The sequence below is a fragment of the Alteromonas hispanica genome (assembly GCF_010500915.1).
Taxonomy (GTDB): domain Bacteria; phylum Pseudomonadota; class Gammaproteobacteria; order Enterobacterales; family Alteromonadaceae; genus Alteromonas; species Alteromonas hispanica.
The window spans coordinates 26,087-45,149 of the sequence record NZ_JAAAWP010000007.1 but is presented as its reverse complement, the minus strand read 5'-3'; the positions used below and the strand labels follow the sequence as shown (position 1 = coordinate 45,149).

Below are 19,063 nucleotides of genomic sequence, written 5' to 3'. Positions count from 1 at the left end.
TTTAACTCGCTGTGTTTTGATTCAAATAAGCAGCTGCTCCCAAAAGGCCATGATCGGGTTCTGCTATCAAATAGGTAGGGATATCTTTTACATAGTGCTTCATTTGACCTTTAGCTTCGAAACGAGCTCTGAAGTCACTATTCTTTATAAATTTTGGGAATCGATTTGCTATGCCACCACCAATGAAGATACCACCGGTAGTTGCCATATTAAGCGCTAGATTGCCCGCAAAACTGCCCATAATTCGGCAGAATTGATGCAGAGCGGCTTCGGCAATTGCGCAGGTTCCTGCTAATGCAGCCTCAGTGATTTGTGCTGGCTCATTAAACTCAACCGGCTTTTTAGCATGATTGGCAAGCGCAGTATAGATATTAAGAATACCTCGCCCTGACATCACCTCTTCCGCTGAAGCTCGTGAGAACGTGGCCTGCAAATGTCTCCACACCACTATATCGGTCTCATCGACCGGTGCGAAATCTACATGTCCGCCTTCGCCGTCTAGCGTTTGCCAGCCCGAATCGGTCATAGTGATATGTTCAACACCAAGGCCGGTTCCCGGACCAAAAACTGCAATATTGCCGTTTTCTATAGCTGTACCTTCACCCACTTGAACTACTTGCTCACTGCTCAGTACCGGAAGTGAGTGCGCCACAGCCGTAAAATCATTGATAACAAAAAGCGCATCTAACTTCAGCTGTGCTTTTAGCGCATTTTGCGAGAATGCCCAACTGTGATTGGTCATCTCAACCTTATCGCCTAATACTGGGCAGGCAATGGCTATGCAACCTTCGCTAAAACTAACCTCAGGCATGTCTGAAAAATACTGCGCTATGGCGAGATCAATACTTGCAAACTCTTCGCACATGTACTTTTTTATGTCGGTGACGCCCGACTCGGTAACCCGAGCCAGACGAATGTTCGTTCCACCAACGTCAGCCACAAATCTCTGGCTCATTACGCTTGCTCCTGGGTATAGAATAAAGAGCATGCTCCTTCTTCTGCCCCCGTGAGAATAGCGCGCATGCCTGCGAACATTTCACGTCCCATACCAACATGGTGATTTGCTAAGTTAGCAGGCGCTGCTTCACGAGCTGCTAATGTCTCTTCATCAACGTGCAGCGTAAGCGCACCTGTTTGTGTGTTTAGCTCAATGATATCGTCGTTTTGAACCTTCGCTAGCAAGCCACCTTTATATGCTTCAGGGGTAACATGAATAGCAGCGGGCACTTTACCCGACGCTCCAGACATACGACCATCGGTTACCAAGGCAACCTTAAACCCTTTATCTTGCAAAACACCTAGCGGCGGCGTTAAACGGTGTAGTTCAGGCATACCAATGGCTGAAGGCCCCTGGAAACGCACTACAACGATACAGTCTTTGTCCAATTTGCCTTCTTTAAACGCAGCATCTAGTTCAAACTGATCTTCAAAAACTACCGCAGGCGCTTTTAAGGTGCAGTGTGGCGTGCGTAGCGCTGAGGTTTTAATCACTCCGCGGCCCAAGTTGCCATCTAGTACACTTAAACCACCATCTGGCTTAAACGGTGCATCCACGCTAGCGAGTACTTCTTTATCGTGAGATTCGCTTGCGCCATCTCGCCATTCTAGTTCGCCGTCAATCAGTCTTGGCTCTTTGGTGTAAAAGTCTAAGCCTTCACCACAAATAGTTTTAACGTCGTTGTGAAGCAAGCCAGCATCAAGCAACTGCTTCATAAGTAACGACATACCACCAGCAGCAACAAAATGGTTAATATCTGCAGAGCCATTAGGGTAAATTCGAGTAAGAAGCGGCACTGCATTTGAGATATCTGAGAAGTCATCCCAATTGACGATGTAACCTGCTGAGCGTGCAACTGCAATTAAATGCATAGTGTGGTTAGTAGAACCACCTGTTGCCAGCAAGCCGACAAGACCATTCACAATCGCCTTGGCATCAACGATATGACCAATAGGCGTGTAATTTTCACCTAAGTCAGTAAGACGCGTCGCCTGTACTGCTGCAGCTTTTGTAAGCGCCTCACGAAGCGGTGTACCAGGATTGACAAACGATGAACCCGGCAAGTGAAGCCCCATCATTTCAACGACTAACTGATTAGAGTTAGCAGTACCGTAGAAAGTACAGGTTCCCGCTGAATGATAAGACTGAGATTCCGCTTCTAATAATGCGTCACGACCAACTTTACCCTCGGCAAATTCTTGACGAACACGGGCTTTCTCTTTGTTAGGTAAGCCAGAAGGCATAGGGCCAGCAGGAACAAATACCGTTGGTAAGTGACCAAAGGTTAACGCCCCCATAAGTAGCCCAGGTACGATTTTGTCACAAATACCTAGCATCATGGCACTGTCGAACATGTTGTGCGATAGCGCTACCGCTGCTGCTTGAGCGATATTATCGCGACTCATTAGGCTAAGATCCATGCCCGCCTGACCTTGCGTGACACCGTCACACATAGCCGGAACACCACCTGCGAACTGAGCAACACTGCCTACTTCTTTAATGGCCTGTTTGATTATCGCAGGGTATGTCTCGTATGGCTGATGAGCCGAAAGCATATCGTTATATGACGAAATGATAGCGACATTGGCTTTGGTCATCGAACGCAAGTCACTTTTTTCTTCTGTGCCGCATGCTGCGAAGCCGTGAGCAAGGTTACCGCACGATAATACGCCACGATGAGGCCCCTGACGGCGCGCCTTTTCAATTTTTTCTAAATACGCTTTTCGCGTTTCTTTACTACGCTCGATAATACGTTGCGTAACTTCTGCAATTTTTGGATTCATTTTTCGTCTCCTATGGCGCCCACATCAGTGTAACCGGTGCTCTGTTTACAACCGCAGTGATAGGCTTTTGCGCTTCGGTGGCATTGTCGATAGCATCGAGTAGTACCTGTTTTTTCTTCTCACCTGTAAGGTGCAAAAAAATATGTCTGCTATTAAGTAGTGCGGGGAGTGTCAACGATATGCGTTGATGAGGTGCTGTTGTTGGTTGAACAGCGATACATGTACGACCGCTACTCATGTCCAGGCCGTCTTTAACCTGTTCAGAACACGGAAAAAGCGAGGCAGTGTGACCATCTTCACCCATTCCAAGAATAAGTGCATCGAATGGTTGAGACATACTGGCTAAGTGACGCTCGGCAAGGTTAATGCCGTCGTTAGCATCTTCAACATCGCTTCTTAACTCCACAAAACGGGCTGCTGCAGCCTTATTTTGGATCAGGTTGTTTTTAACCAAGCTAGTGTTACTTGCTTCGTGGTCTTCACTCACCCAACGCTCGTCGGCAAGGGTAATGTCCACTTTATCCCACGGTAAGTCAGTGTTGCTCAACTGCTTGAACAACGCTAAGGGCGTACGTCCACCGCTGACAACCAAAGAGGCTCTACCGCGTGTTTTAATTCCGGTTTCTAAAATACTAACTAGGTCTTCTGCAAATGCATTGGTAAGTGCATCAGGACTTTCGAATGATAATGTAGTTAATGCCATATTACTTCTTCTTCACCGTCTTGCTTTCATACCAACTACGGTTTGCTCTTGCTAACAAACCAATAGAGTCGACTGGTCCCCAGGTGCCTGCTTGATAAGGTTCTGGTGGCTCACTTGATGTTTTCCATGCGTCGAGTATTGAGTCTACCCATGTCCACGCTTGCTCTATTTCGTCGCGACGAACAAACAGCGCCTGGTTGCCTAACATCACCTCAAGCAATAATTTTTCATAGGCGTCAGGAATGCGCTCATCGGCAAATGCCTCAGAAAAACTTAGGTTTAGCTTCGACTTTTGAAGGTCCATAGAACCAGAGTTGGTGAGACCAGGAACCTTATTCATTACGGTTATCTCAACACCCTCATCTGGCTGCAGACGTATAACCAGTTTATTAGGCGGTAGATTCTTAAAGCTATCGCCAAATAAGTTATGAGGCTGACGCTTAAAGTAAATAACAACTTCACTTACCTTGTTTGGCATGCGTTTACCCGTGCGAAGGTAAAAAGGCACCCCCGCCCAACGCCAGTTGTCAATTTCCGCTTTAATAGCAACGAATGTTTCTGTTTTACTTTGCGTGTTCGCGCCTTCTTCTTCTAGGTAACCAGGTACTTCTTCACCTTTTACAAACCCAGCGGTATATTGGCCGCGAACGATGCTTTCATTAATGTTAGAAGCATTAATAGGACGCAGTGCTTTAAGTACCTTCAACTTTTCATCACGAATGCTGTCTGCGTCTAGTGTGGTAGGCGGCTCCATGGCAACCAAACTCAAAATTTGAAGCAAGTGGTTTTGAACCATGTCGCGCATTTGTCCGGCGTCATCGAAATAACCCCAACGGCCTTCAATACCTACAGACTCAGCAACTGATATTTGAACGTGGTCAATGCAGTTGTGATCCCAGTTAGTCGCAAAGATTGAGTTAGCAAAACGAAGAGACACTAGGTTAAGAACAGTTTCTTTGCCCAGGTAATGGTCGATACGATAAATCTGCTTCTCGTCAAAATATTCAGCAACTTGCTCGTTAATCACTTTTGAAGACGCAAGATCGTGACCAATCGGCTTTTCAAGCACCACGCGAACGCTTGAATCGATGATTTTACAACTGTGTAATCCGCGGCAAATATCCCCATAAATGGCAGGAGGCGTTGCTAAGTAGCAAACCATGGTGCGCGTGGGATCTACGTGATCGTCTAAAACGCAATAGCTATCAACGTTTTTCATATCAACACAGGCATAGTGAAGTCGAGCCTTCATTCTTTCCCATGTTGCTTCGCACAAGTCTTGCTCGCCGAATTTCACCAGGTTTGAATGAACTTCGTCAACGTAGTCCTCTAGCGACATATCGTGGCGAGCTACACCTACAATTGTCGTTTCAGGATGCATTAAATTCGCTTTTTCAAGCTGATAAAGTGATGGCAACAGCTTGCGTCGTGAAAGATCGCCCAATGTACCGAAAAGTACAAAATCGCAGGGCTCGTAGGAATTCTCCAATACCATATTCGTCGACCTTTTGTATGTGTATGTACGTGTCGTGCTGGTTCTTTATTTACAACACTAACGACTATTATTACCGTATAGTTAACACCAAATGTAGTAAAATTACAACTTCAACAAACTACAAGTTGAAATTCTTTCGTTATCGATGGATTTTAGGGTATCTCAATGGCAAACAAAACATAAAAAATGTCAAAAAATTACATTTTCCTTGTCATAGGTTTCACATTGAGTAGTATTACGATGTACATTAGAACAATCTGGGCCAATTACTTGTCGTATCTGTATGAACATTTTAGAAAAAATCACACAAAATAAAGCCGCATTTAGCAAATCAGAAAAGAAGGTTGCCGAGATCATACTTGCCAACCCCCAGACCGCCATTCATTCAAGTATAGCAACGCTGGCGAAAATGTCGGATGTGAGTGAGCCTACCGTAAATCGTTTTTGCCGCAGGCTAGACACTAAGGGCTTCCCAGATTTTAAATTGCATTTAGCACAAAGCTTAGCCAACGGTACTCCATACGTAAACCGTCATGTCGATGAGAACGACAGCCCAGATGAGTATACCAATAAGATTTTCGAATCGACCATGGCGTCTCTTGAAGTGGCGAGACAGTCGATAGACGTAAACGTGGTAAACCGAGTTGTTGACCTGTTGACACAAGCGCAGAAGATTTCATTCTTTGGCCTTGGCGCCTCTGCATCTGTCGCCCACGATGCATTAAACAAATTCTTTCGCTTCAATGTTCCAGTGGTTTATTTTGAAGATATCTTAATGCAGCGAATGAGCTGTATGAATTGCTCGGCTGGCGATGTCGTTGTTCTCATTAGTCACACCGGCAGAACCAAAAGTTTGGTCGAGATTGCCCAAATATCTCGCATGAACGACGCAACTGTGGTGGGTATAACCTCTGCAGATAGTCCGTTAGCACAAGAATGTAGTTATGTGCTTTCTCTTGAAGTACCAGAAGACACCGACATGTATATGCCCATGGCATCACGTATTGCGCAATTAACGCTAATCGATGTGCTCGCAACGGGTTTCACACTTCGCAGAGGCAACAAATTTAGAGAGAATTTAAAACGGGTAAAAGATACTCTGCGCGGCTCTCGATACGAAAAGCGAGATGGGTAGCGTTAGAAATGCAAGCCCTACTCAGTGATATTGCATATTAGTGAGCTTGCTTAACGGCGTCTGTGCCCTATAATTTAAAAAAGTCTCTACATTGAAAACGTTGCGATTATTGAGCATTTTCTCGCCTTATTTATCCATTTTGGTCAAAAATTGTAAGTAATTTCACTACAACTGGTCGAGCCAGTGCAGCGTTTTTCTTTCTTTCATTCACATTTTTGTCAAAATAAACTACTATTCTGTAATAAAATTACGTAAAGCGATTACAACATCAGTGTGTTAGCGTATTCGACTTACTTATCTTTTCTATAAAAGAAGCAGCGACGGAATCCCATGACTAGAAGAACCAAAATTCTTGCCACATTAGGCCCCTCAACAGATTCACTTGAAAAAATTAAAGCACTTATTGCAGCCGGAGCAAATACGGTTCGCATGAACTTTTCTCACGGCCAAGCAGAAGACCACATTGAGCGTGCTAAACGCGTTCGCGAAGCTGCTAAAAGCTTGGGTAAGTACGTTGCTATTTTGGGTGATTTGCAAGGACCAAAAATTCGTGTAGCAAGATTTGTTGATGGTGCTGTTCACTTAAATATCGGCGCAACCTTCGTGCTCGACGCAGAACTAGAAAGAGATGCCGGCACTGTAGATAAAGTAGGTATAGATTATAAAGCCCTTCCCGACGATGTCTCTGCAGGCGACATTTTGCTGCTGGACGACGGCCGAATTCAATTAAAGGTCACAGGTGTAGAAGGTCGAAAAGTCATTACTGAAGTCACCGTTGGTGGCAAGCTGTCTAACAATAAAGGAATCAATCGTCAGGGCGGCGGTCTATCGGCTGAAGCTCTTACAGAGAAAGATAAACAAGACATAAAAACAGCGGCGCTCATTGGCGTAGATTACCTAGCGGTTTCATTCCCAAGAAGTGGCGCAGACCTAAATTATGCCCGTGAACTTGCAGAAGCAGCAGGCTGTCACGCGAAAATTTGTGCAAAAGTTGAGCGTGCCGAAACCGTTGCAACAGATGAAGCGATTACCGACATTATCAGTGCGTCTGACGCAGTTATGGTAGCACGCGGCGATCTGGGTGTTGAAATTGGTGACGCTGAACTCGTTGGCGTACAGAAAAAGCTTATTGCGCGCTCTCGCCAGTTGAACAAAGTTGTTATTACAGCAACGCAAATGATGGAATCGATGATAGATAGCCCAATGCCAACTCGTGCTGAGGTAATGGACGTAGCCAATGCCGTACTTGATGGTACCGATGCGGTTATGCTGTCAGCAGAAACTGCTGCGGGTAGCTTCCCTATTGAAACTGTTGAAGCCATGGCTAGAGTATGTGAGGGTGCAGAGACACATCCAAGCGTTAAAATTTCAAAGCACCGCATGGATCAGCAGTTTTCATCTACCAGTGAATCCATCGCCCTGTCTGCGGTATATGCTGCTAACCACTTGCCAAGCATAAAGGCCATTGTTGGGTTAACAGAAAGTGGTAATACCCCCAAACTTATGTCGCGTATTACAACATCACTTCCTATTATCGCAATGTCACGTCACGAATCTACACTGAATGCCATGGCACTTTACCGTGGCGTTAAGCCAATATTTTTCGATTCATCTAACAGCGAACCAGGTCAGCTTAAACACGATGTAGTGGCGTGTTTAAAAGAAAAAGGACTTGTTGAAAGTGGCGACAGTATTATTCTGACTTACGGTGATGAGATGGAAAAAGTGGGCGCTACAAACACGCTGAAGGTGGTTGACGTAGAATAACCAGCTATCTGGCAGTTGATGCAGTAACGTTTTTGCAAAAGACGTGCTAGCAACTCAGACCAACAAAAAAGGGGCTAAAGCCCCTTTTTGCTGTTTAGATGTATAAGCTCAGATGTACTGGCTCAGACTATGAACCAATTAGTTCATCGCTGTTTCTGTGACTACTGTCAGGTTGTTCTCTACGTCTTTCACGTCAGAAGCATTTTTAGCAATCTCAATCGCTAAGTCTTCTTCAGCGTCAGAGTCAACTGTACCTGTTAAGGTAACGACACCGTTTTCTACATCTACATCAATGTCAAAACCAGAAATGTCGGTATCCATAAGTAACCTTGTTTTTACCACGGTCGAAATTTTAGCATCCGTCAGCTCACTGGCACCTTCCTCGTAGCCCTCTTCCATGTCGTCAGACATTTTAGAGGTCATCGAATCCATATCTCTGTCTTCGATAACGGTAAGTTTGTTATCTACTGACATCACGCCGTCAATGTTGGCGACTAGTTCTTCAGCAAGCTTTTTGTCCACTGAGTTTTCTACTTTACCCGTTAAAATAACGTCGCCGTTTTTAACGTCTGTATTAATGTCAAAGGAATCAAGGTTGCCATTGAACAGCAGCGTAGCTTCAGCCTTGCCATCAATCCATGCGTCTTTGGCGCCTTCTTCCCATGCGTTATCTGTTTGGCTATTTGAGTTCATGTCACCTGCAAAAGCAGCCGTTGACACTGATGTAGCAATAATCATAGATAGTATTGTACGTTTCATAACATTTCTCCTTTGTTGAAACTCAAGTATGAGTAAGCTAGGTTCATGCCAATGACTTAAGCCATTGATATATTTAATATTCGTCAATAAATTTTAAAAATTTAGAATCGTCTGCCTGAAAACATTGCGTAGTATTCGGCAAAAATTACTGATTCTCATTTAGATTCAATCAACACTGCTTTAATAAAGTCTCTTTTCCGCTAAGTACGACTTGAACAGTACATGTATTTGGAAAAGCGAATTAGATGGCACACCTATAAGAATTTATTAAGCAGTGCATCTTTTTAGTTAAATAAAGCGTTACGTAAATGAAAGCTTGAATTCGTGACATCAATTACATGTAATATGGTTGTCATCTTTATACCTCTTGCTGATTCATATCAGTAGACTAAAACGCATCAATATATTACGGACAATAAATGGACATTTTTCTTCTATTAATATCGACGTTTTTAATCGCGGTTAGCTTTGTACCCTTATTACCGTCCTCGCACTGGTTAGTGAGAGTGTGGGAATTCCCTCGCTTGCAAATCGCTGTACTCATTATTGCAGCTCTTATCTCTCATGCGTTCTTTACAATTGAAGATTACAAATATTTGTCAATAACGCCGTTTCTAATCTATGCAATAGTCACTGGGTTAGTGATAAGTTTGGTATACCAAGCTGTTTGGATCCTTCCCTACACCCCCCTTTATCGAACAGATGTTCAACGCAGTAAAACCCCTTCCAAAAAACGCACAATTAGCATTCTTTCGAGCAATGTCTTTATGCACAACAGCAACTATCAAAAGCTGCTGGACCATGTAACCGACAAGAGGCCTGATTTTTTGGTTACACTTGAATCAAATGAAAAATGGCAGCGAGCACTTCAGCCATTGGAGAAAGACTATCCTTACACTAAGTTTTGTGCTCTTGAAAATCTCTATGGCATGCATGTGTACAGTAAGTATGAGTTTGAAGAACACCAGTTGCGTTTCTTGGTTGAAGACGATGTACCGTCGGTAAAGGCTATCGTAAGAGTGGATGGTGTTCCTATTACACTGCAGTTTATTCATCCCAAACCCCCAAGCCCGACAGAAAATGAATATGCACGGCCCAGAGACATAGAGCTAAATATTGTGGGCAAGGAAGTGGCTCAGACACCGGGTCCTGTTGTTGTCGCAGGAGACTTGAACGATGTCGCGTGGTCGCCCACCACAAGAAAGTTTAAAAAGGTAAGCGGGCTACTAGACCCCAGAGAAGGTAGAGGATTCTTTAATACGTTCCATGCCCATTACCCTCTTGTTAAATGGCCTCTAGATCACGTTTTTCATTCATCACATTTTAAACTGGTGCGTTTAGAGCGACTAAGCGATATTGGCTCAGACCATTATCCTTTGTACACAGAATTGGAATTGGCGTTGGAGTAACGCCTTTTCTCTATAAAAAACTTGCAGAAGTAGAGCCTTAGAAAAGGTAGTTACTTGTATGTGAGTATCATTTTTTTTCTACACACCACATTAAGCTTTTACAGGCATCTTCGCGGCGCTTGAAATGCGCTAAACCAATAAGCTTTCCATCTCTTGGCCAGACAGCCTGCTTCAACACGTCGTTATCAGCTTCGGTAAGTTTTTCTGCGCTTAATTGAATTTCGATAGCCTTTTTGTTGGGTTTAATTAGCGTTGGTACCGCATCGACAACGATTGACTTATCCACGCAAATATATTCCCTTTTTACAGGATCACGCACTACACCGATAATATTGTTGTCGCTGATAATGGCCGGCCACCCTTCTGAAATACGGCTTTGTCCAAACATAATTAGCGTAAAAGCGACCAACACAAACAGTGTTAACCCGACAAATTGATTGCTCAAATCTGGCGCAACAATCACGATGACAGCAACAACAGCTGCAAAGAATATCCAGCCACCAAAAACTCTTCGCATCGCATTGGGAGATATCCCGGAAATAACATCGACTAGTCGCAATGATTGCTTGTCGTAATTTCTAATTTCTACAGAAGACTGAGATGGCACGAGGATAATTACCCTTATAAAAATGGCGCAATGATCAGCATTATTACGCGCTAACCGCTATTTAAGATTGTCTGTCTATCGATAGTATCTGTAAGTGCTAGCTATAAACGCTGGCTATAGATACTGGTTATAACTACTGCCTTTTCTTTTACACGGATAAAAGCAGGGGAACAAGAATAAATAAGTTGTTGAAAAGTAGTTACTTAACTTCGATTTCAAGGTTAGCAAATAAGCCAGCTCTCGCATAGCGTTAATCACTAAATTTGCTCAGTAAAAACGGGGTTACCCTATACCTGCAATATAGACCTGTAATATTTTCCTTTTCTTCTGAAAGTATTGTCTACCGGCTTCTTAAAAACTAAACCAACATACAAATTATCATTAATTTTCAGTCACTTAAGTTATGGAACACCTATTGCTTATCTACTGTTGCAATGGGTTTTATAGACAAAAGTATAAGAACTTATTTCGAATCTACTTTTGCCGCAATTCAGTCAATAAAGGGATATTTGTAAATGTGTGCACCAGTTAGCGTGATAACAATAGTGAAAAACAGAACTGATAAGCTCTGTAACCTTGTTAATCAGCTTGAAGCATGCGAAGCAGCGCCAAGCGAGTTAATTATAGTTTGGATGACGCCTCCTTCTGATTTGTCGCTAATAAAAAGCGACAACTTCACAATTGAACACAAGTTTGCAAACCAACACGAGTTACCTATCGCAAAGGCCCGAAACAAAGGAATGTTTGAAGCGAAAAACGAAACGCTTTTATACATCAGCGTGGATACTATTTTCTCACCAAAATGTATTGAAGAGGGTCTTAATTCGCTAACTGAGTCATCCATTGTGCGCGCTCCTGTAGAGTTTATTCCCTTATCGGATTGCGAGTCGCCTTATGAGCATTTATTTGCCGAGCGAAAAGAAAATACTGAAGCCAACCTTAATTCTGTAACAAAGCCAAATAATAATGTGACTACATCGAGTCAAAAGGACGAGAATCATGGAAAATTTAGTAACGATAGCAGTACTTCTGCAATGTTTTTTATTCGTAAGACAGACTTTGAAAAAGCCGGCGGTTTCGATGAAACCTACGACGGCTACGGGCTAAACGACGAAGATTTTTTCACCCAATGCCGCGCGCTTAACTTTTCAATACACGACCTCTCCTTACCTTCATACTCTCCAGCACGTGAGACTGCGCAGTGCCCAGTAAACCACCTGCTTGATTTCGTGCATAATGCTCAACTATTTCGTGACAAATGGGGTTACTACCCGCGTAAAGATATTCTTCAAGCCTATGCGGAAAAGGGACTGATAAATTTAGACTTTGAAGAGAGCGCAATTCGCGTCACCCGATTGCCTTCTGATGACGAGCTAAATGCTGAGTTAAATGTTGAGTCAGATGTGGAACGCGATGATGAAAGCGTTCCAAAAAGTAATGTCCCTGCTAAACGCTTGGAGCGTGCCACAAAAAAGCCAAGTAATGCTGAAGTTCCGCTATCGGCCGCTGACACAAGACGAGAGAATAACGCTCTCCCCTCTTACGCACCAAGCACTATTGGTACTCCGGCTCTTCACGGGTATACCCTGGCGCAATAGCGAGATTATCCGTATTTGCCAAGCTCGCGTGATTTTTAAGCCACAATTGATATTCTCCGGTTCTTAAGCTTGCAAATTTTGTACAATCCACATTCCATCGGCGCAACAAGTACCCAGCCATTGCCGCCCGTACGTTAAGTGTTAGCATCCCTTCTTCCATTGCATAATCAAGCTCAATTGCAGTGGGGTGTTTAATATTTTTGGGGTGCGGTACGATTTCTAATGGAATGATTCTCTGCCAAGCCTCATCACTTTCTTTACATTCGTTAGCCTCTGGAGTTTCTTTTAACGTCACCTTGCTAATGCGGGTTAAAACAAAATCACGAAAACTTTGCGACTTGCGGTCGAAAGCACGAACATGCCAACGCTGGCCGTTATCAACAATACTGTGAGGTACAAGCTCTCTTGCGCCAGAGCCACTGCTTAACGATGTATAAATAACGCTTATTGCTTTGTTATTCACAATGGCTTGCACTACCTTAGCCACAACAAATATGTCAGGAACATTTAAAGACGAAGCACTTTCAACGGGAAAATGAATATCGCCAATGGCATCGAACCCGTCTGATATATCGTTAGCTAGCTTTACAAGCGTGCGCTTTGCATCGTGCTCAAATAGCGGGTTGAAATTTTCCGTTTGAAAGTAGCGTTTTTCCTGTGTGGAATATACTAAATTTTCTGGAGCCAGCTCTTTGTATAACGTGAAATCACGAGAGCCTGCAGACAAGCCTACCTCAAACCGCGTAATGAGATCTTGTCGGTGGATCGCGCCTTTAAATAGCAAACAAAAATCGATGTACGCCAGCCGTTGGCGTTGTGAAAATGAAATAGACTCAAGCATAATGAATACCCAGTGTTTTTTTAAACAGTGTGGTTTATTTTAAGCCGCGTGTAAATATAAACTTTACTGTTATATGCCCAAATTTCGGCTTTACTCTCATACTTTAGAAAATAAAAAAGCACCTAAAAAGGTGCTTAATACTTGGTTTGAGTTTTCTTAGCATTTTAACGCTGGTTAATGTCTTAGCCTGCGCTCAAGTACCCTCAGAATCTCAACTTTGGTAGCTTGCCAAGAAATTATCGAAATCTTGTTGGAAAGCGTCTTTTAAGCGAAGGCACTGCTGAGATTCATCTTGCATAATCTCTACGCCGCGTGACATGCCTTCATGCTTGCTCATAATATCAGCGTAAAACGCATTCGCCATGTTCAAGTTTTCAACTGAGCATGTCGATGACACGTACTCGGGCATACTAGAAACATGATAGTCAGGCATTTTTTTCAACAAAGCCTCTTTATTTTCATTAAGCCATTGATAAAGCAAGGTGTGATCGTCTAGGTTTCTGGCCACTCGTGTAACCATGTATAGAGCATTAGCTGGCGTTACATTATCGGTTAGCGCTAAATCTAACATTTTAAAAACCAGCTCTTTATCATCAAAACGCATGGAATAAAGTAGCGTTCGTTTTACGTTAGGCAACTGCGCCTTTTTAAATGCGCCTAACAGGTCAGCAAACCATTTTTCACTATTTTCTTTTGCGCTATTTTTTGTGGCAATAGCGATAGCCGTCGCCGCTATCCCAGATGGAACGCTTGTAGTATCCGCAATGTATTGCTTAGCCAGTTTCTCGCTTTTCTTAACAAGCATCTCGCTATCAGCATACATACCTAGTAATCCATAAAGCTGATTGCGAAGACGTATTACATCTGAAGAGTCGGTATCTTGTTGATTTAGGGTTAAAGCATCTAATAGCGGCATGTACGTTTTATTTAACAGGGCCGCATAAGCCTCATCGTTGTTATCATTGACCAAATAATCGAACTCTTGAAGTACCCCTACAGCAGCTATCGTCACCGCCGGGTCGTCATCACCGCTCAACGTATTCAGCACTTTCATTACGCTATCAACCCCTACCTCATCGGCATTTAACAGAGCTTGGTAGTTATACAGCACGTTTTTCTTCTCGCGCTTATTTAGCGCATCAATGTTGGCAAGCAAGTTATCTAGCTGCTTTTGAGGTACTGACCAACGAAAATAACCTGTAGCGTTGTCGTTCGGATACACCCAGTCTGCCTCGGCTAATTGCGGCAGCACAGTCGTTGTTTTATCAATGAAAACAATTTCACTTTTAATCTCATTGTTCACTTGATAAGTCAGTTTAAGGGGAATAGCCCAAGTTTGTTCTTCAACCGATGCCCCTGCATAGTGAAAACGGGACTGAGTCACTTTTCCGCCATCAGTAATGTGAATGACAGGATAGCCTGGTTGCTCTAGATAGGCTTTCATCATTGCACTTAAGTTGAAATCTGAAACGCCATCTAGTGCACGCCAAAGGTCGTCGGCGACGGTATTGCCCCATGAATGGGTTTTCATGTAATTGCGAACGCCTTTACGGAAGTTTTCTGTTCCAATAAGCGACTCAATCATTTGCAGAATAGATTCACCTTTTGAATAGTTAAGACCAAGACCATCCATTACGTCAGGTTGACGCTTCACCACTTTCTTCACCGGCTTAACAGTAGGGCTAGCGTCTGCACCAAAGGCGCCTTCTTGTACTAGCCTATCTGCGTAGTTAAGCTCTGGGTAAAGCTCTTTCATGGTATGACTTGCAGCCCAAGAAGCAAAAGCTTCGTTAAGCCAAAGATCGTCCCACCACGCCATTGTAACTAAATTGCCAAACCACTGATGGGCAAGCTCATGAGCAATAACATTTAACGGTGCAGAGCGCTCAGTAACGCTTGGGTTATCAGCGAGAAGCAGTAAGCTATCGCGGTAGGTTATCAAACCTACGTTTTCCATTGCACCATGAGTAAAGTTGGGTACGGCAACGAAATCCAATTTTTTATACGGATACTTTATGCCAAAGAAATCTTCTAAGGACGCTAAAATTTCAGGCGTGTGCTTTATCACAAATTTGGTTTTATCAACGTAACCTTTAGGGACATAAATACGCCCTGGTACAGATAACCCTTCCATTTCAGTGCTGTCGAACGGCCCTACGGTGTAGGCAATAAGGTAAGTTGGCATAGGTTTGGTTTTTTCAAAGGTAACCGTTTTTACACCATCGCTAACGGTTTCTGTTTCAACTGGCGTGTTCGATACCACCACTTGATGTGCCGGAGCACTGATTGTCATTTGATAAGGAATTTTAAATATTGGCTCATCGAAACTGGGAAATGCCTTTCTTGCGTGCATATCTTCAAATTGGGTAAATATGTAATTGCTATCCTCAAAACGCGATAGGTACATGCCGTCTGATGAGGTATTTACCTTACCTTCAAAGGTAATTTGCAACGTATACTTACCAGGTTCAATAAGTGTCTCTGCTGCTCCCCAATTAATATCAAAATCGCTTTGCGTAACGTCAAGGGAAAGAACTTCATCTCCTTGTAATAAAGCAGCAGATATTATGGACAAGTCGTGTTGGTAAAACCCTACTCTTTTTGTAGGCGTATTCACCGTTACCTCTATGTCTGTGGTGCCTGAATAATTTGGCTTATCGGGGTCTATATCTAGGTGAATACTTTGAAAAGTAGGCGTTACCGAAGAGGGCAAACGATATTCCACGTCTGCTGCTAGGGCTGTATTGCTTAATAAAGCGTTCAGCGCAAACAGATTTAAAATAAGTACCAGTGCAGCGCCGTTTAAGAGCGCAGTCATTCGTTTCATTTTTATTATTCCATGCGTAGAGCAACACAATGACGTGGTGCAACAATTTATTTATCGCCTAGGATAAAGGCGCATTGCGTCTATCGCAATGCGCAGTGTGTAAAAGTAACGATGCAAATTGTTACGGCAGGTTTCAAATATGCCGGTATTTTTTTTGGGGGGGGGGAGATTTTTAAAAACGATAGCGACGAAGCTGAGCCTGCATTTGCCTAATTTGTTCAACCAGTTCATTACAGCTTATTGCAACTTCCTCTGCGTAATTACTGTTTGCTTCGCCCACCGCTTTAATACTGTCTACACCTTGTATTACATTCCTAGCCACTTCCTTTTGACCTTGTGCAGTCTCAGACGCTTCATTGTTCAACTGCGTTATTCTTGCAACTGCACCTAAGGCCTGTTCAAGAGATGTACCTGCATGTTTTGTCACTTCCAGGGTTTTAAATGCCGTGTCTTTGTTATGGTTCATCTTCGACGCAGCTTCTCTACTTCCTTGTTGTAAACGTTCAATCATTATTCTTATTTCTTCGGTAGATTGCTGCGTTCTACTTGCTAGGGACCGAACCTCGTCAGCAACTACAGCAAAGCCCCGTCCCTGTTCCCCGGCTCTGGCGGCTTCAATAGCAGCATTTAGGGCCAACAGATTAGTTTGCTCAGCAATATTTCTTATCACTTCCATCACGCCACTAATTTCTTCGCTTGCCTGCGCGAGTTCATTGATAACCTTCACCGAGGCGTCTACATCATTGGCCTGAGCCTGTATATCTTCGATAGTTTGCGCCAGCACACTGACACTGGTTCTGGTGTCCTTATCTGCGGCATTGGCAGCGTCGCTTGAGCTCAGGATCCGTGAGGAAACGCTGTCGGTGTTCTCTTGAAGAAGCGTAATAGCATAGTCTATTTTATCGGTTTCTTCTGAAAGCAAGGATACAGACTCACTTGAACGTTCCGCAGTTGAGTTTAGCCGCTCAGACTTTGTTAGCATTCCCCCCGTGGCGGCATCTACGTTTTGTAATGTCTCCTGCAGCTGACCAAGCAATTTGTTAAACGCCCGTGCCATAGCGCCAAATTCATCGCTGCGCTTTCCTTCAAACCTAAACGTGAGGTCACCTTCTCCAGAGGTTAAATTTGTTACCACGGCAATAAATTCTTCTAGCGGACGGCCGACGATGTATTTTACTAGCAGCCAAATAGTGACAAGCACGCCTGCGCTGGCAACAATTACTTTGAGGATGACTGCAAAAACAGCAGCACTAATTAGCGATGATTTTTCACTTTCTGATGCAACAAGTATAATGTCGTAACCCCATGCATCAAAAGGCACTATAGTCGTAGACCAGTCGTCACTATTATTTAAAGCGGCCTGCACCGTCTTCTCATTCACATGAGAAGAATGCATGCGAATATTGCCTTTACCGTCTCTAAGCGCAACGAACCCCTCTTCCAGTAAGTGGCTCTTTTTTATTGCATCTTCTAACACGTTTAAATCTGCAGAATACCCTACATACCATATTCCAATAACGCGACCTTGTGCATTAAACATAGGCTCATAGCCGGTAAGATAAGGGCTTCCGAGAATGTCTACAGCGCCATAATAGGCTTTCTGTTGCTCTATTTGTTTTATGGCTTTTCCGGTAGGGGCGAGTTTGGTACCTATAGCTCTTGCACCGTTTTTAATCACATTGGTGCTAACGCGAATGTAGTCGTCTCCGGTTTTACTAAATAATGTGGCCGTCCCTCCCATTACTTCTGTAAGGCCATCAACCAATGAGAAATTGTTCGCTTGTGCTTGAGAGCCCAAGAACAATTGCTGCGCAGCAGTATTGTTTACCGTTACTGTTCCGCCGTGACTGGGGGCTCCAATTTCAGCTCCCCGCTGCTTGAGTAAAGACATACTGCTTTTCACTTTTTCTAAAACAATTGCGTCGGTAACGGTGAGTATATTCACGAGCCTGTCTGCAGTACTTTGTTTTTGCGACTCTATTTGCTTCAACACGCTGGAGGACGTGGTGACTACAGTAATGATGGCGATCAATAATGCCAATAACGCAATAACAGAACAAATGGCTAGCAAAAATTTCCGCTGTATCGACATGTTTTTCTCACTTATTGGGACTTTCTAAGAGGGCAACATCCTTTGTTGGTTCTATCCATATACTTAAATTTAGGTAAGTTTTTCAATAGAGCAAATTTTTTTAACATTTACTTCATATTTACTTTGCCCCCAATCATCTTAAGTGCTGGCGCGCCGCGAATAAGTGCATCTCGAGCAAACTGTTGATTGCAGTTAGGACAAATTCCCTCGCTCATTGTGTAGTCCTCTACAATCCTTTCTTTAAAACATTTTACTAACGCTCCCTTTCCTCCTTTTTTATATTTATAAAGTTGTTCTTTGCATTTTGCGCAGTAAATTTGAACCGTTTTTTGTGGCCCCTTTTTACGTGGCTTAGCCATTAACACCTCGCTGTTGGCAAGAGCAGGAATAAAAAAGGAAAATTGCTACCATTGTAGAATCGTGCTCAGCCTTTGTTCTCAGTTACAATAATGAGAGTTTAATCTTTTAGCACCGTCTAACCAATGCTGGGCCTTTTATATTTTGGGTCTATACTTAGTTGGGCCTGACCACAATTATTTTAAGGTAATTTCAATGAAGTTTATTATTGCGCTGTGTTTATTTTTATCAGCACCTGTATTTGCGGGCACAGCAATTATCATCAATAGCAGCAATACATCCGGTATTGATCTGGAAATGGTAAAGCGAATCTATCTAGGTAAGGCAAAGGCATTTCCAGACGGCAGCAGAGCGATACCACTGACATTTGAACAAGGCAACGGACTGAGAGATACATTCAACAAAGATGTCCTTGGTAAATCTGAATCTCAATACTCTGCATTTTGGTCAAAACTCGTTTTCACGGGCCGCGGAACGCCCCCTGAGATGATAGCAAGCGAAGAAGAAATGTTGACACTTGTCGCTAATAACCCTAATACCATTGGATTTGTTGATGAAAGCAAAGTCAATGAGACAGTTAAAGTTGTAGGCACCTTCTAGTTGATGTATGTGGCGTCATAGGTAGAGCTTTCTCGATACTTTTTCAGTCATTCCTCAACAAAAAATGCGCAGTGTATTAAATAGCAAACAAA

The 19,063-nt window shown here is 43.3% G+C and carries 15 protein-coding genes; 5 read left to right on the top strand and 10 right to left on the bottom strand.

The genetic code is table 11. The features are described 5' to 3' along the window. Position 1: 1 nt before the first annotated feature. Genes GTW09_RS11820 through zwf form a run of 4 tightly spaced genes read right to left on the bottom strand, consistent with a single transcriptional unit; the run spans position 2 to position 4,979 of the window. Positions 2–955 carry a glucokinase gene (locus tag GTW09_RS11820; RefSeq protein ID WP_163112057.1) on the bottom strand — a complete coding sequence of 318 codons (954 nt, stop codon included), beginning with the start codon at positions 953–955 and terminating at the stop codon, positions 2–4. Further along, positions 955–2,781, bottom strand: a complete 1,827-nt coding sequence (edd, locus tag GTW09_RS11815) for a phosphogluconate dehydratase (RefSeq protein ID WP_163112056.1) — start codon at positions 2,779–2,781, stop codon at positions 955–957. Before edd ends, GTW09_RS11820 begins: the two co-directional genes overlap by 1 nt. Before the next feature lie 10 nt (positions 2,782–2,791). Beyond that, a complete protein-coding gene (gene pgl / locus GTW09_RS11810; RefSeq protein ID WP_071979898.1) occupies positions 2,792–3,484 on the bottom strand; it encodes a 6-phosphogluconolactonase in 693 nt (230 codons plus the stop codon). 1 nt (position 3,485) lies between these two features. Then, positions 3,486–4,979, bottom strand: coding sequence for a glucose-6-phosphate dehydrogenase (zwf, locus tag GTW09_RS11805; RefSeq protein ID WP_100972159.1), 1,494 nt, complete (start codon positions 4,977–4,979; stop codon positions 3,486–3,488). 283 nt (positions 4,980–5,262) lie between these two features. Here zwf and GTW09_RS11800 point away from each other — a divergent pair, with 283 nt between their 5' ends. Further along, positions 5,263–6,114 carry a MurR/RpiR family transcriptional regulator gene (locus GTW09_RS11800; RefSeq protein ID WP_071979900.1) on the top strand — a complete coding sequence of 284 codons (852 nt, stop codon included), beginning with the start codon at positions 5,263–5,265 and terminating at the stop codon, positions 6,112–6,114. Between the two features lie 330 nt (positions 6,115–6,444). Then, positions 6,445–7,881 carry a pyruvate kinase gene (gene pyk / locus GTW09_RS11795; protein ID WP_071979901.1) on the top strand — a complete coding sequence of 479 codons (1,437 nt, stop codon included), beginning with the start codon at positions 6,445–6,447 and terminating at the stop codon, positions 7,879–7,881. Between the two features lie 138 nt (positions 7,882–8,019). Here pyk and GTW09_RS11790 read toward each other — a convergent pair whose 3' ends face one another. Beyond that, positions 8,020–8,640 (bottom strand): BON domain-containing protein, encoded by a 621-nt coding sequence (locus GTW09_RS11790; protein WP_163112055.1) that lies wholly within the window; start codon positions 8,638–8,640, stop codon positions 8,020–8,022. A 419-nt stretch (positions 8,641–9,059) separates the two neighbouring features. Here GTW09_RS11790 and GTW09_RS11785 point away from each other — a divergent pair, with 419 nt between their 5' ends. Further along, entirely contained in the window at positions 9,060–10,049 is a 990-nt protein-coding gene (locus GTW09_RS11785; RefSeq protein WP_163112054.1) for an endonuclease/exonuclease/phosphatase family protein, read from the top strand. Between the two features lie 67 nt (positions 10,050–10,116). Here GTW09_RS11785 and GTW09_RS11780 read toward each other — a convergent pair whose 3' ends face one another. After that, positions 10,117–10,656: a hypothetical protein gene (locus tag GTW09_RS11780; protein WP_071979903.1), complete on the bottom strand. Its 540-nt coding sequence runs from the start codon at positions 10,654–10,656 to the stop codon at positions 10,117–10,119. Positions 10,657–11,171: 515 nt separating this feature from the next. Here GTW09_RS11780 and GTW09_RS11775 point away from each other — a divergent pair. Continuing rightward, positions 11,172–12,254, top strand: a complete 1,083-nt coding sequence (locus GTW09_RS11775; protein ID WP_163112053.1) for a glycosyltransferase family 2 protein — start codon at positions 11,172–11,174, stop codon at positions 12,252–12,254. Here GTW09_RS11775 and GTW09_RS11770 read toward each other — a convergent pair. The 4 genes from GTW09_RS11770 to GTW09_RS11755 form a co-directional block, all read right to left on the bottom strand. Then, positions 12,211–13,095, bottom strand: coding sequence for a WYL domain-containing protein (locus tag GTW09_RS11770; RefSeq protein ID WP_163112052.1), 885 nt, complete (start codon positions 13,093–13,095; stop codon positions 12,211–12,213). The genes GTW09_RS11775 and GTW09_RS11770 overlap by 44 nt on opposite strands. Positions 13,096–13,306: 211 nt before the next feature. Further along, a complete protein-coding gene (locus GTW09_RS11765; RefSeq protein ID WP_420809556.1) occupies positions 13,307–15,913 on the bottom strand; it encodes a M1 family metallopeptidase in 2,607 nt (868 codons plus the stop codon). A 181-nt stretch (positions 15,914–16,094) separates the two neighbouring features. Further along, positions 16,095–18,014 carry a methyl-accepting chemotaxis protein gene (locus GTW09_RS11760; RefSeq protein ID WP_163112050.1) on the bottom strand — a complete coding sequence of 640 codons (1,920 nt, stop codon included), beginning with the start codon at positions 18,012–18,014 and terminating at the stop codon, positions 16,095–16,097. A gap of 107 nt (positions 18,015–18,121) precedes the next feature. Further along, positions 18,122–18,373 carry a hypothetical protein gene (locus GTW09_RS11755; RefSeq protein ID WP_100971587.1) on the bottom strand — a complete coding sequence of 84 codons (252 nt, stop codon included), beginning with the start codon at positions 18,371–18,373 and terminating at the stop codon, positions 18,122–18,124. A 193-nt stretch (positions 18,374–18,566) separates the two neighbouring features. Here GTW09_RS11755 and GTW09_RS11750 point away from each other — a divergent pair, with 193 nt between their 5' ends. Continuing rightward, entirely contained in the window at positions 18,567–18,971 is a 405-nt protein-coding gene (locus GTW09_RS11750; protein ID WP_100971585.1) for a type 2 periplasmic-binding domain-containing protein, read from the top strand. Positions 18,972–19,063: the final 92 nt, after the last annotated feature.

Coding starts and splice junctions, on each gene's coding strand:
- GTW09_RS11820 (WP_163112057.1), bottom strand. CDS start 955: ATGAGCCAGAGATTTGTGGCTGACGTTGGTGGAACGAACATTCGTCTG.
- GTW09_RS11755 (WP_100971587.1), bottom strand. CDS start 18,373: ATGGCTAAGCCACGTAAAAAGGGGCCACAAAAAACGGTTCAAATTTAC.
- GTW09_RS11800 (WP_071979900.1), top strand. CDS start 5,263: ATGAACATTTTAGAAAAAATCACACAAAATAAAGCCGCATTTAGCAAA.
- zwf (WP_100972159.1), bottom strand. CDS start 4,979: ATGGTATTGGAGAATTCCTACGAGCCCTGCGATTTTGTACTTTTCGGT.
- pgl (WP_071979898.1), bottom strand. CDS start 3,484: ATGGCATTAACTACATTATCATTCGAAAGTCCTGATGCACTTACCAAT.
- GTW09_RS11770 (WP_163112052.1), bottom strand. CDS start 13,095: ATGCTTGAGTCTATTTCATTTTCACAACGCCAACGGCTGGCGTACATC.
- pyk (WP_071979901.1), top strand. CDS start 6,445: ATGACTAGAAGAACCAAAATTCTTGCCACATTAGGCCCCTCAACAGAT.
- GTW09_RS11760 (WP_163112050.1), bottom strand. CDS start 18,014: ATGTCGATACAGCGGAAATTTTTGCTAGCCATTTGTTCTGTTATTGCG.
- edd (WP_163112056.1), bottom strand. CDS start 2,781: ATGAATCCAAAAATTGCAGAAGTTACGCAACGTATTATCGAGCGTAGT.
- GTW09_RS11785 (WP_163112054.1), top strand. CDS start 9,060: ATGGACATTTTTCTTCTATTAATATCGACGTTTTTAATCGCGGTTAGC.
- GTW09_RS11775 (WP_163112053.1), top strand. CDS start 11,172: ATGTGTGCACCAGTTAGCGTGATAACAATAGTGAAAAACAGAACTGAT.
- GTW09_RS11765 (WP_420809556.1), bottom strand. CDS start 15,913: ATGACTGCGCTCTTAAACGGCGCTGCACTGGTACTTATTTTAAATCTG.
- GTW09_RS11790 (WP_163112055.1), bottom strand. CDS start 8,640: ATGAAACGTACAATACTATCTATGATTATTGCTACATCAGTGTCAACG.
- GTW09_RS11750 (WP_100971585.1), top strand. CDS start 18,567: ATGAAGTTTATTATTGCGCTGTGTTTATTTTTATCAGCACCTGTATTT.